11 protein-coding genes and 1 pseudogene are annotated in these 12,391 nt (G+C 68.9%); 3 read left to right on the top strand and 9 right to left on the bottom strand.

Annotated elements, in window-relative coordinates; all coding sequences use genetic code 11:
• Positions 1 to 145 precede the first annotated feature (145 nt).
• The 4 genes from UK23_RS39920 to UK23_RS39905 all read right to left on the bottom strand — a co-directional run bounded on the left by UK23_RS39920 (position 146) and on the right by UK23_RS39905 (position 4,809).
• Positions 146 to 976, bottom strand: a complete 831-nt coding sequence (locus UK23_RS39920; protein WP_045316996.1) for an ABC transporter permease — start codon at positions 974 to 976, stop codon at positions 146 to 148.
• Positions 973 to 1,926: a daunorubicin resistance protein DrrA family ABC transporter ATP-binding protein gene (locus UK23_RS39915; RefSeq protein ID WP_045316995.1), complete on the bottom strand. Its 954-nt coding sequence runs from the start codon at positions 1,924 to 1,926 to the stop codon at positions 973 to 975. Before UK23_RS39915 ends, UK23_RS39920 begins: the two co-directional genes overlap by 4 nt.
• A 70-nt stretch (positions 1,927 to 1,996) precedes the next feature.
• Positions 1,997 to 3,364 carry an MDR family MFS transporter gene (locus UK23_RS39910; protein WP_045316994.1) on the bottom strand — a complete coding sequence of 456 codons (1,368 nt, stop codon included), beginning with the start codon at positions 3,362 to 3,364 and terminating at the stop codon, positions 1,997 to 1,999.
• The gene (locus tag UK23_RS39905; RefSeq protein WP_045316993.1) at positions 3,361 to 4,809 is read right to left on the bottom strand and encodes an aldehyde dehydrogenase; all 1,449 of its coding nucleotides are present in this window, start codon (positions 4,807 to 4,809) and stop codon (positions 3,361 to 3,363) included. Before UK23_RS39905 ends, UK23_RS39910 begins: the two co-directional genes overlap by 4 nt.
• Positions 4,810 to 4,924: 115 nt before the next feature.
• Between UK23_RS39905 and UK23_RS39900 the strand changes: the two genes are divergently transcribed.
• Positions 4,925 to 5,476, top strand: coding sequence for a TetR/AcrR family transcriptional regulator (locus tag UK23_RS39900; RefSeq protein WP_082115362.1), 552 nt, complete (start codon positions 4,925 to 4,927; stop codon positions 5,474 to 5,476).
• On the opposite strand, the gene UK23_RS39895 is transcribed toward UK23_RS39900, so the two are convergent.
• Both UK23_RS39895 and UK23_RS39890 read right to left on the bottom strand, forming a co-directional pair.
• A complete protein-coding gene (locus tag UK23_RS39895; RefSeq protein ID WP_045316992.1) occupies positions 5,473 to 7,401 on the bottom strand; it encodes a tetratricopeptide repeat protein in 1,929 nt (642 codons plus the stop codon). The genes UK23_RS39900 and UK23_RS39895 overlap by 4 nt on opposite strands.
• A 1-nt stretch (position 7,402) precedes the next feature.
• Positions 7,403 to 8,578 carry a hypothetical protein gene (locus UK23_RS39890; RefSeq protein WP_045316991.1) on the bottom strand — a complete coding sequence of 392 codons (1,176 nt, stop codon included), beginning with the start codon at positions 8,576 to 8,578 and terminating at the stop codon, positions 7,403 to 7,405.
• A 337-nt stretch (positions 8,579 to 8,915) separates the two neighbouring features.
• Here UK23_RS39890 and UK23_RS50860 point away from each other — a divergent pair, with 337 nt between their 5' ends.
• The gene (locus tag UK23_RS50860) at positions 8,916 to 9,368 is read left to right on the top strand and encodes a helix-turn-helix domain-containing protein (protein ID WP_082115360.1); all 453 of its coding nucleotides are present in this window, start codon (positions 8,916 to 8,918) and stop codon (positions 9,366 to 9,368) included.
• Here the strand turns inward: UK23_RS50860 and UK23_RS39880 are convergent.
• Entirely contained in the window at positions 9,365 to 9,784 is a 420-nt protein-coding gene (locus UK23_RS39880; protein ID WP_045316989.1) for a DUF6069 family protein, read from the bottom strand. The genes UK23_RS50860 and UK23_RS39880 overlap by 4 nt on opposite strands.
• Before the next feature lie 100 nt (positions 9,785 to 9,884).
• Between UK23_RS39880 and UK23_RS54710 the strand changes: the two genes are divergently transcribed.
• Positions 9,885 to 10,445: a TetR/AcrR family transcriptional regulator gene (locus UK23_RS54710; protein WP_082115359.1), complete on the top strand. Its 561-nt coding sequence runs from the start codon at positions 9,885 to 9,887 to the stop codon at positions 10,443 to 10,445.
• Here the strand turns inward: UK23_RS54710 and UK23_RS39870 are convergent.
• Both UK23_RS39870 and UK23_RS39865 read right to left on the bottom strand, forming a co-directional pair.
• Positions 10,442 to 11,989: a serine/threonine-protein kinase gene (locus UK23_RS39870; RefSeq protein WP_156213728.1), complete on the bottom strand. Its 1,548-nt coding sequence runs from the start codon at positions 11,987 to 11,989 to the stop codon at positions 10,442 to 10,444. The genes UK23_RS54710 and UK23_RS39870 overlap by 4 nt on opposite strands.
• A 110-nt stretch (positions 11,990 to 12,099) precedes the next feature.
• Positions 12,100 to 12,391 (bottom strand): annotated as a pseudogene (locus UK23_RS39865) (FG-GAP repeat protein); the annotation flags it as partial.

Here is a 12,391-nt window from a genome sequence, read left to right as displayed (position 1 = left end):
TGCAAGTACCACCAACTCTTGATCAAACCGCCCGTAACCACACCCAACTGCCCTCGCCACGGGCCGTCGCGGCGGCGCGGTGGCAGGGCGAGTTGGTAGCGGAAAAGTGCCTGTTGATCTTGGGTTGGTGGTACTTGCAGAACCCTTAGACGCGGCGGCGGTAGGCCCAGGTGGCCAGCGGGAAGAACACCGCTACCGCCGCGACCATCCAGATCAGCGAACCCGTCAGCGGTCCCGCGATCGGCCCGCCGTTGAGCAGCCCGCGCAGTGCGTCGGCGAGCAACGACACCGGGCTGATGTCCGCCCACGCCTTGAGCCAGCCCGGCATCGTCGAGGTGCCGACGAACACGTTGCTGCCGAACGTCAACGGCATGATCAGCACGAACATCATGCCCTGCACCGCGCCCGGCGTCTTGAGCAGCATGCCCACGAACACCGACGCCCAGCAGAAGCACAGCCCGAACACCAGCGCGAGCCCGATCGCGATCAGCAGCTCCACCGGCCCGGTCTGCACCCGGAAGCCCATGATCGTCGCGACGACCAGCAGCACCGCGATGCACACGACGTACCGCACGATGTCCGCCAGCACCGCCCCGATCAGCGGTGCGGACCGCGCGATCGGCATGGCGCGGAACCTGTCGAACACGCCCTTGGAGACGTCCGTGTTCAGCTGCACGCCCGCCGTCATGCTGGCCTGCAGGATGTTCATCACCAGCACGCCCGGCACGAGCATCTGCAGGTACGCGTCGGTGTTGCCGGCCAGCGCGCCACCGAACAGGTAGGTGAACATCACCAGGAAGATGATCGGCGCGATCGTGACGTCCGCGAGTTGCTCGGGGTTCTTGCGGATCTTCAGAATGCCGCGCCAGGCCAGCGAGAGCCCGTGCCGCACACCCCTGTCCAACGAGATGGTCGTCACGCGCGGCTTGCCCTCGGTCTCACGCTGCTCACTCCGGTCCAACGAGGTGGTGGTCATGCCAGCCTCCCCTCAGGCTCGCGCTTGCCCGTCAGCGCCAGGAAGACCTCGTCGAGCGAGGGCAACCGCAGCGCCAGCTCGTCCGCGGTGATCCCGGCCTCGTCGAGCTTGCGGACCAATGTGGACAGCAGCACCGGGTCGTTGACCGGTGCCGTCAGCAGCCCGGTGTCGTCGTCGCGGTGCGGCCGGACACCGGTGAGATCACCGAGAATCCGTTGCACCACATCGAGATCCCGCGCCGACGTCGGCCGCACCTGCAACGTCTGGCCGCCAACCCGGCGCTTCAGCTCGTCCGACCGTCCCTCGGCCACCACCTTGCCGTGGTCGAACACCGTGATCGTGTCCGCGAGCTGATCTGCCTCCTCCAGGTACTGCGTCGTGAGCAGCACCGTCACCCCGTTCGCGACGAGTTTGCGGACCACGGCCCACACCTCGTTGCGCGCGTGCGGGTCCAGCCCGGTGGTCGGCTCGTCCAGGTACAGCACGGACGGGTTGCCGACCAGGCTCGCCGCGAGGTCGAGCCGCCTGCGCATACCCCCTGAATACGTCTTGGCGGCCCGCCCCGCGGCGTCGGTCAGCTCGAACTGCTCCAGCAGCTCGGCCGCCTTGGCCCGCGCCCCCGTGCGCGAGTAGTCGAGCAGCCGGGCCAGCAGGACGAGGTTCTCCGTCCCCGACAGGTCCTCGTCCACCGACGCGTACTGCCCGGTCAACCCGATCAGCGACCGCACGGCCCTCGGGTTGCGCACCACGTCATGTCCCCCGACCGTGGCGTGTCCCGCGTCCGGGCGCAGCAACGTCGCCAGCACCCGCACCGCCGTGGTCTTGCCCGCGCCGTTCGGCCCGAGCACTCCCACGACCTTCCCCTCCGGCACCTCGAGGTCCACCCCGTCCAGGGCTTTGGTCTCCCCGTAGTGCTTGACCAGGCCTTCAGCCCTGATCGCCAGCGACATCGTTCTCGTTCCTCCCTGTGTCGGGTGGAACTGTGCGCCCGGCCGCTGACACCGCACGCACAGCGCGCTGTCAGCGGCTGACAGCGGGCTTGCGCAGCAACGCCGCCAGCACCACGCCGACCGCGACCAGCGGGGCGATCCAGAGGAACGCGGTGCCGATGCTGTGCGCGATGTCGCCGGTCAGGAGCGCGCCGAACGCGGTCACGCCGAACGCGGCGCCGATGGAGCGGAAGAACGTGACGGCTGCACTGGCGGCACCGATGTCGTCGGCGGGCACGGCGTTCTGCGCCGCGGTCAGCGCCACCATCGGGACCATGCCGATGCCGATCCCCATGACGAGGAACGCGCCGACGAGCACGAGCTGCGTGGTGTCCGCGTCGAGGGTGCCCAGCAACAGGAGCCCGGCCACCGTGATCGCCATTCCGGCCACGAGGACGTCCCTCACCCGCCGCGGGTCCGCGATCCACCTCCCCGCCAGCGACTGGCTGAGCACCAGGCCGATGACCAGCGGCAACATGTGCACACCCGAGGCCGTGGCGGACACTCCGCCGACGACCTGCAGGTACGTCGGCAGGTAGACCAGTGCGCTGAACATGGCGACGTTCGCGACGAACCCCACCAGCGAGGCGATCACGACCGGGCGTGAGGTGAGCATCGACAGCGGCAGGATCGGTGCCGCCGCGCGGCGCTCGACCGGGATCACCAGTGCTGCCAAGGAGATCGTCACGACGGCGAGTGCGAGCACAGCCGGCGAGGTCCAGCCCCAGTCGCTGCCGAACGAGGCGATCAGCACCAGCCCGGTGGCGGCTGCCGCGGTCAGCAGCGCTCCGAGGTAGTCGATGCGTGCCGCCGAACGCCGTGGGGTCGCGGGCAGCGACCGGGCCGCGATCACCAGGGCCACCAGCCCCACCGGGACGTTGATCAGGAAGGCCCAGCGCCAGGAGAGCTGGTCGGTGAACAGACCTCCGAGCAGCGGACCGAAGATGCTCGCCACCCCGTACACCGTGCCGAACATGCCTTGGTAGCGCCCGCGTTCGCCCGGTGCTGCGATGTCGCCCACCAACGCGAACGTCAGCACGATCATGCCGCCGCCCGCCACACCCTGCAGTGCCCGCGCGGCGATGAGCTGGGGCAGGTCCTGCGCCAGGCCGCACAACGCGGAGGCGAGCAGGAACGTGGCGGTCGCGACCAGGTACAGGCGCTTGCGCCCGAGCATGTCGCCGAGCTTGCCCCACAACGGCGTGACCGCGGTCGAGGCCAGCAGGTAGCCGGCGGTGACCCAGGCGATGTTCTGGAAACCACCGAGATCTCCGGCGATGTGCGGTAACGCGGTGGCGACGATCGTGGAGTCCAAAGAGGCCAGTAAGACCGCGAGAACCAGTGCCGTCATCGGCGCCCTGGTGGAGATCCGGACGGGCGCGTCGAGTACCGCGGTCATGCCTTCACCGTCACGGTCTTGTACTCGGTGTAGGTGCCGAGGCCGACAGCTCCGTACTCACGGCCCAGACCGCTGGCCTTGAAGCCGCCGAACGGACCGTCGAAGCCGATCGGAGCGCCGTTGACGGTGACCGTGCCGGAGCGGATGCGGCGCGCGACGGCCATGGCGCGGTCCTCGTCGGCCGACCACACGCCACCGGACAGGCCGAACTCCGAGTCGTTGGCGATCCGGACGGCGTCGTCCTCGTCGTCATAGGCGATCACGACCAGGACCGGGCCGAAGATCTCCTCTTGAGCGATCCGCATCGAGTTGTCGACGTCCGCGAACAGCGTCGGCGTCACGTAGAAACCCTTCTCCAGCCCGGCAGGGACGTGCGGGCCACCCGTGACGAGCCGGGCGCCCTCCTTGATCCCGGTGCGGATGTAGTCGAGAACGCGCTGTTGCTGGTCGCGGCGGACCATCGGCCCGATGAACGTCTTGTCGTCGTCGGGAGCACCGACCGGCAGTGATTCGACGAGGTCGGCAAGCGCGCGGACCACCTCCTCGTAACGGCTGCGGGGCGCGAGGATCCTGGTCTGGGCGATGCAGGACTCGCCGTTGTTGAGCAGGGAACCGAACTTCAGGCCCGCGACGACGGCGTCGAGGTCGGCGTCGGGCAGCACGACGGCGGCGGACTTCCCGCCCAGCTCGAGGCTGACCCGCTTGAGCTGGTCACCGGCGAGCGCGGCGATGCGGCGGCCCGCCCTGGTCGACCCGGTGAACGCGACCTTGTCGACGTCCGCGTGCCGGACGAGGTGCTCGCTGGTCCCGCGGTCGGCCGGGAGCACGCTGACCACACCCTCCGGCAGGCCGGTCTTCTCCAGCAGGCGGGCGAGGAAGTTCATGCTCAGCGAGTTCTCCGGCGACACCTTCAGCACGACGGTGTTCCCCGCCAGCAACGCCGGGATGATCTTGGCGAGGGCGGCCGAGAACGGCGAGTTCCACGGGATGACCGCGGCGACGACACCGATCGGCTCCCGGCGCACGACCGAGCGGAACGGCGAGGCCGGGTCGGACGGTTCGAGGGTCTGTTCCCAGCCGAACTCCTCCGCTGCCTTGAGGTAGGCGGCGGCCTGGCGGCCCAGTCCGGGCTGGCCCGCTTTCGTGAACCAGAGCGCCGATCCGTTCTCGCTGGAGATGAGGGCGGCGATCTCGTCCGCGTGCTGCTCGCGGAGTTCGGTCAGCCGCCGGACGACGGCGATCCGTCCGGCCGGCGGGGTCTCCGGCCACGGTCCTTCGTCGAACGCCCTGCGAGCGGCGGCCACAGCGCGGTCGACGTCGGCGGGCAGGGCCTGGGCGGCGCGTCCCAGCACGGACTGGTCGTGCGGCGACACGATGTCGAGCTGCTGGTCGCTGCTCGGCGTGGCCCACTCGCCACCGATGAAGAGCTGGTCGTACGTGATCATCACAAGTCTCCCGCTTCGCTGAACTGTCACATCAACGTAGCACTTATAGAGACAAGAGCCATCTCAACGAGTCGGTAATTGTTCCAAGCGTCACACCAGCTGCTATGTTCGTGGGGTGAGAGCAGACGCCGCCCGAAACCTCGAACTCGTGCTGACCACCGGTGCCCGGATGCTCGCCGCGGACCCCGCCGCCAGCATCGCGGCGATCGCGGCCGAGGCCGGCGTGGACCGCAGGACCGTCTACCGCAGGACCGTCTACCGGCGCTTCGCCAGCCGGGAGGAGCTGCTCGCCGCCGTCTACCAGGCACGACTCGACGCGATCGAGGAGGCCATCAGCGCTGCGCGGTTGCGGGAGGCGCCGGTGGAGATCGCGCTGCACCGGTACGTCGAGGGCATCATCGGGGTCAACCGCAAGTGGCCGGTCGAGCTCAGCCGGATGACGGCCGACACGGAGGCATGGGCGCGCCGCAACCGCGCCGTCGACGAGGTGGAGGTGTTCATCCAGCGGTGCGTCGACCAGGGGTTTTTGCGTGCGGGACAACCGGCGGGGTGGATGGGCGCTGTGCTCGGGCACCTGCTGCACCTCGGCGGGCAGCAGCTGCTCGAGCACAGTCCGGCCCAGGCCGCGGACGTGCTGGTCGACACGTTCCTGAACGGGTGCGCCTAACGGCAGAGTTCGAGCTGGTGCTGCAACTCCTCCACGTCCGCGCCGGGCAGCGCGAGTGCCGCGTCGAAGTCCTGCATCGCCAGTTCCGACTGCGCGCACGCGAGGTAGGCCATGCCGCGGTTGAGCAGGACGTCCGGGTCCGCGCCGACCACGTCCAACGCCAGCGTGAGGTCGTCGACGGCGGTCGCGGCGTGGCCGAGCCGGAAGTGCGCGACCGCGCGGTTGACCAGGGCGGCCGGGTAGCGCGGATCGCCCGCCAGTGCGGCGTCCAGGTGGGGCAACGCCTGTTCTGGCTGGTCCTGTTCGAGCTCGATCGTGCCGAGCATGGCGAGCAGCCGCGGCTCGTCGGGTGAGAGCTGGAGCCCTGCCACCACGTCCGCGTGTGCAGCTTGTGCGTCGCCGGTGGAGAGCAGCAGTTCCGCGCGGGTGAGGCGGGTGTCGACGTCGCCGGGTTCCATCTCGAGCACGTAGTCGAAGTCCGCGAACGCGCCGTCGACGTCCTCGACGGCGAGCCGTGCGGTGCCGCGGTTGTAGTACAGCTCCGGGAACGGCGGGCCGATCTGCACGGCCCGGTCGTAATCGGCGAGGGCGGCGTCGAGGTCACCGCGCTTGCGGGAGATCTTGGCGCGTTCGCTCAGGTAGTCGGTGTAGAGCGGGTCGAGTTCGATGAGCTCGGTGAACTCGGCGTAGGCCTCGTCGGCTCGGCCCAGCGCGGCGTGCAGGCGGGCGCGGTTGTAGAACAGCTGCGAGCGGTGCAGCACCCACTCCTGCTCGTCGAGCTCGTCGTTCAGCCGGGCGATGCCGCCGTCGACGAGCTCCAGTGCGCGGCCCAGATTGCCCCGGTGCATCTCGACCAGCGCCAGCCCGTTGGCCTGGAACACCTCGTAGGTGCGGCGTTCGGCCGGGTCCGGCAGCAGCGACGCCAGCGTGTAGGCGTTGTTCTGCCAGCCGATCGCGGCTTCGTGGTCGCGCGGGACGAAGAACCTGGTGTGCAGCATGGCGATGCCGTAGCTGACCGTCATGTGCACCTTGGCGTCGGTGAACTTGGCGCGCAGGTCCATGTACAGGTCGAGCGACTCGGTCAGCCGGTCCAGCGCCACCAGGGCGGAGGCCGCGTGCTGAGTGAACCTCAGGTACTGCTTCGGCTGCGTCGCGGGATCCGTGACCGCGCGGCCCCGGATGCCCAGATCCACCACGGCGGCGGAGAATCCCGTCTCCACGCAGAACTGGAACGCCCGGTCGAGCACCTCCTGGCCGCGGCCGTGCGGGTCCGTGCCGCGTTCGCGATGGTACGTGACGGCGCCGATCAGCGTGCCCCAGTCGGCGCCGGGTTCCAGCTCGTCGGCACGCTCGTCGTGAAGTCGTTGCAGCACAGCGGGGTCAGCGTTGTTGTAGGCGTCGATCTCGGCCTGGTTGGCGCTGGTTCCGTCCGACTGGACGTAGGCGGCGACCAGCTGCTGCTCGCTGCGGTCATCGTCCTCGGTGACCTCCTCCACTGTGGACACGACGACCTGGAGGGTGGCGGGATCACAGCGACGGGTGAGCAGTTCCACGAACTCGCTCGTGGTCGGCTCGGCGGCGTGCATGGCCTCGAACACCAGGCGCAGGGGCTGCTCCCCCGCGTCCGCGCGGCGCCTGGCCAGGTCGATCAGGAACGTCACGATCCCCTGGCTCATGCACCGGATCATCTGCGCGCCGTAGAACCTGGTGCGCTGGGAGAACGGCCCGGCCGACGCCAGCGTCGACGGCGCGGGGCCGATCAGCTCGGCCAGCTCCGGGATTCCGTACAGCAGCTCCACCTTGTGCTGCTCGACCAGCTCGGGCCAGCGCTTCTGGGCGTCGGGCAGCAACGCGCGCAGGATCGTGTCCACACCGGTGTACGGGCCGCGCAGCCGGTGGTGGCAGACCGCCGTGATCACGTGCATGTCAGCTCACTTCTCTTCCGATCCGGCGCTTGCGCCGGGCGAGATGGGCGACCAGCGCCAGCTGGCCGACGTTGATCACCAGCGAGACGACCGCGTCCCAGAAGTAGAGGTCCAGCCGTCCACTCGAGAGGTTCCTGCCGATGATCTCCACGTACTGCACGACGATCGGCAGTGAGCCGAACACTGCCAGCGACAACATCACCGCGATGCCCAGCACGACGAACGGGCCGTACCACCGGCCGGCCTTCCGGTCGTGCTCTGTCCACTGCCCTTCGTCCACCACACGCTCCGGACGGCCGAGCGCGCGCCACATCCTGTTGCGCAGCAACGTGACGCTCGCGTCGTGCAGGTCGTGGCAGTGCAGCGCGGTGGCGAACACGTAGTAGAGGTCGGTGCGCAGGTAGAGCTGGAACTGCCAGACCAGGCGCATCACCACGGTGAACCCCAGCGCGATGGCCACCCGGCCGGTCAGCGACAGCGCGCCGCTCGCGTCGCGGGTCACGTGCGCGAGCAGCCCCAGCAGGCCGAGCACGACGACGTCGGCGAGCATGCCCGACAGGAACGGCAGGTAGCGCTTCTTGCTCGCGACGCTGAACAGGCCGTTCATCCGCGTCTCGAAGACCACGTACATGAACCGGTTGCTCATGCCGAGCTTGCTGGGCAGGCCGAGCCGCCGGCCGGCCAGGGTGTGGAAGCCCTCGTGCAGGAAGATGAGCGGCAGCTGGCCGAAGGTGATCACCAGCTGCACCGCCAGCGCGGACTGGACGAAGAAGAACTGGCTCGGGTCCGGCAGCAGGTCGTCGTACCGGGCGCCGAGCAGCAACCAGGTGATCGTGACAGCCGCGTAGACGAGCCAAGCCAGTGGTGAGAACGCCACCGCGCCGAGTTTCTGGAACCGGACAGGGGCCGCTCGGGTCGTGGCCTCACCGGTGCGGACGAACCCCAGTTCCCGCAACGTTTCCAGGAAGTCGTCCATGTCGATCGGCTCGCCGAACTCGGCCTCGTACCACTGGGCGGCGTTCGCGGGCGGCATCCCGTCGGCCATCCTGCCCAGCAGAGCGGCGCCATCGGACGGCAGTACCGCGTAGGAGCCGGTGTCCAGGCGGCCGACGACCGTTTCCTCTCCCTCCGGGACGAAGCTCAGGTCGTGGAAGAGCACTGGCGTGTCGCTGCTCATGACGCCTCCCGATGGCCGGGGGCCGCGGCTCGGTGGCGCGGCCCCCGGCGAGCTCAGATCAGGCCTCGACGCTGTACGGGCACTTGCAGGTGGCCGTGGTCAGGCGCACGTCGCCGGTGCGGCGGACGGTGATCTTCTTCATCTTGGTGGTCGTCTTCATGGGGTTTTTCCTCCCTCAAAATGACGCGGCTGGAATTTCGGCCGCACCAAATTCCTAACACGCCGCAGTTGGCGTTCTGCGGCAACAGAACAAACTCAGAACACTCGCAGAACACCTCGATACGGGCGCCGGAAAGTACCCATTTGAAATCCTGCTACCTCGTAGCCCGATCGGCAGATGTGTCGTTTGGACAGCCGCTGTCACGATCGAACGCGTGGAAGGGGAGGCACGAAATTGGAGGGTGTACCCGCGCTGCTCGGGCAGGAACTGCTCCGCCTGCGGCTCCAACGAGGACTTTCACTCCGCAAGCTCGCGAGACAGCTCGGCATGACCGCACACAGCGGAATTGTCGACTATGAGCGAGGTGTCCGAATTCCGCCACCGGATCTCATGTCCACCTACGTGCAGGTCCTGCAGCCGGACGGAAACCGCCTGGCCCAGCTCTACGAAGCCGCCGTGGCTGATCGCGCACACCAACGGGTGCTCAACTCGATTCAGTCGGAAATCCCGTTGGGAGCTGCTGACGTGGAATGGATCGCCCGGCTTTACGTGGAGCAGATCATGGCGCTGAACGGCGTTGTGCGCGCTTTGGAAGAACTCACGAGCAAACTTTCCGCCGCGATCGCCTAGAGCGGCATGACGCGCGACAACACGGGCACGGTGAGCGCGGCGACGACGGCGTGCATGGCCATCAGCGCGAGCGAGTTCACCACGCTGGCGCCCGCGGCGAGGATGCCGAGGTCGGGAATCCACGACACCACAACGACAACTGGCACGAGAACGCGCAGCACCCGCCGCGGGTCGCGGGCGGAACGGCGCACGAGGTACCAGCCGAGCGTGCCGAGCAGGATGCCGAGCACGGAAGCCGGCGCGAACTCCCCCAGCGCCAGGCCCATGCGTTCCTGACCGGCGGGGATGAACTTGCCCGCGACCACGACGATCAGGAAGTTCACCGCGACCGAGAGCACCGCGGCTCCCAGCAGGCCCACCACGACCTCTCCGGCGGTGGGCGCGAGACCTGCGGAACGGGTGCTGGTGTCGGTCATGAGCCCTGTCCTTCTGTAGGCTTTGCAAGCAGTCACTTGCATTCAAGGTAGCCATCAGGTCACCCTCGATGCAAGTGTTCACTTGCATCGAGGAGGGTGAGTGGCTGGACGGGTGCCCGACGAGACGGTGTTCGCGGCGGTACTGGAGGTGATCGCCGAACAGGGTTACGAGCGGGCGACCACCCGTGCGATCGCCGATGCCGCCGGCATCAACGAGGCGACGCTGTTCCGCCGGTTCACCTCCAAGCAGAACCTGCTGCGGCTGGCCGTGCGCGGCAACTTCGCGGGCTTCGCGCTCGATCTCGGCGCACCGGGTGACGACGTGGCCGCCGACCTGCTCACGATCGTCAGCTACTACGCGCGGCTCTACGAGACTCGCGGCGGCGTGGTGCTCACCCTGATGCGGGAGGCGAAGTTCAGTCCGGAGGTGGCTGCGGTGCTGGCCGAGCCGGAGGCGTTGCTGGAGAAGGTGGACGAGGTGATCCTGCACCACCAGCGGCGAGGGGCCCTGGTCGTGGAGCCGCCGCGGCACACGTTCTTCGCGCTGGTCGGGCCGTTGATGATGCGGTCGCTCGCGCGGCGGGTCGACCAGCGGGCCACGCAGAAGCCCGCCGACCCCGAGGCCGTGGTGCGCCGGTTCCTCGACGGGCACCGGCCCTAGGAGGCCGACAGGATCTTCGTGTTCCACCAGAGGTCGAGGGTGTCGAGGGTGGTGAGCTCGCCCGGCGCCTTCAGCACGCCGATGGTGAGGGTGCGGGTGTCCACCCACCAGACCTGGGCGATGCCATCGGCGAGGAAGCACGTGACGAACTCGCCGGGCAGCGGGCCTGAGGTGTCGCGGTAGTACAGCGCGTAGTGGATCGGGTCGGACTTGGGGCGGCACCCGCCGCGCTCGTCCATCCGCGGGATGCCGCGGCTGGTCACCAGCGCCTGGAAGTACGCGTCCTGTGCGGCGCGATCGGCGAACAGCCGGAACTCGGCCTCGTCCGGTTCCTGGTTCCGCGGATCCCACGCGTTCGTGATGCAGCTGACGGCCGCGACCGCGCCGCCGTCCGCATCGCGCGGTGTGCACGGGGTGGCGGCGTTGCGGAAGACCGTCGGCAGCGTTGCCAGCAGTGCGTCGACCTGTGGCGACCGGGTCGTGGTGGTGGTCGCCGGGGTGGTCGTCGAGCTCGTGGTGCTCGTCGTCTCGTCGCCGGACGAGGCCGAACCTCGTGTCCTGTCGAGGTTTCCGACGTAGATCACCGCCGCCACGATCAACGCCACGACCACGATGGAGCCGCCGACCAGGGCGACCTGCTCGGCGCGGGAGGTACGAGCGGGCTGGCGGCGAGTGTGCACGGCGGTCCGGACATCGGCCGTGGTGCGGTCGAAGGCAGGCGGGACCGGGGTGACCGCGGCCTGGGCCGCCGCCCGTGCGAACTCGCCCGCGGTGGCGTAGCGGTCGGCGGGGTTCTTGGCCATGCCCTTCGCGATGACGTCGTCCAACGCCACCGGAACCGCCGGGTTCAGCGCGGAAGCCTTGGGCGGCAACTCGTTCAGGTGCGCCCAGATCTGGGCGGCGGTGCTGTCCGCCGTGAACGGACGCCGCCCGGCCACGCACGAGAACAGCACGCAGGCCAGGGCGTAGACGTCCGCGCGACCGTCCACCGCACGTCCCTCGAAGCGCTCAGGGGCCATGTAGTCGAGGGTGCCGACGACCGATCCCGACGCCGTCAGGCTCGTCGCGGACGGCGAGACGCTGCGGGCGATGCCGAAGTCCACCAGGTACACGAAGTCGCCGGAGGTCACCAGGATGTTCGACGGCTTCACGTCGCGGTGCACGAGCCCGTCGGCGTGCGCGGCGTCCAGAGCGCTCGCGACCTGCTCGACGATGCGCACGGCCCGTGCCGGCTCCGCGGTCCCCTCGCGGAGGATGTCCGAGAGGTCGCGGCCCTCCACGAGCCGCATGTCGAGGTAGAGCCTGCCGTCGATCTCGCCGTACGCGTGAATGGGGATGACGTGCGGCTCACGCAGCCGCGCGACTATCTGCGCCTCGCGGCGGAAGCGGGCGCGGTAGTCCGCGTCGTCGTCGATGCCGGGCGACAGCCGCTTGAGCGCCACGAACCGCTCGTGCGCCATGTCGTACGCCCGATGCACCTCACCCATGCCGCCGCGACCGAGCAGCTGCTCGATCCGGTACGGCCCGAACGTCTCTTCCGTCATCCGTCCTCGTGTCCCGAGCGCCATGTCCGCCTGGCGCAGCCTACAAACTTCTCCGGACAGCTTGAATCGCCCGGCCGGTCACTGAACCAGCCGGGCGATCAGCTCAGGAGCTACGAGGCGAGCGGGATGTCACCTCCAACGCCCCACTGGGTGGTGAACTGGCCGCGCACGTACCAGTTGCCCTCCCACGGACGCCACACGGCGAGGTCGGTCACGCCGTCACCGTTGAAGTCGCCAGGAACCGGGATGTCCCCGCCGACGCCCCACTGAGTCGTGCTGATCCCACGCACGTACCAGTTGCCCTCAGAAGGACGCCACACCGCGAGATCCGCGACGGCATCGCCGTTGTAGTCGCCCACAACAGGAATGTCGCCGCCCACACCCCACTGGGTCGTGCTGATC

It is taken from the genome of Lentzea aerocolonigenes, assembly GCF_000955955.1.
Classification (GTDB): domain Bacteria; phylum Actinomycetota; class Actinomycetes; order Mycobacteriales; family Pseudonocardiaceae; genus Lentzea; species Lentzea aerocolonigenes_A.
The sequence above is the reverse complement of the archived record's forward strand: the minus strand, read 5'-3'. Positions and strand labels throughout refer to the sequence as shown.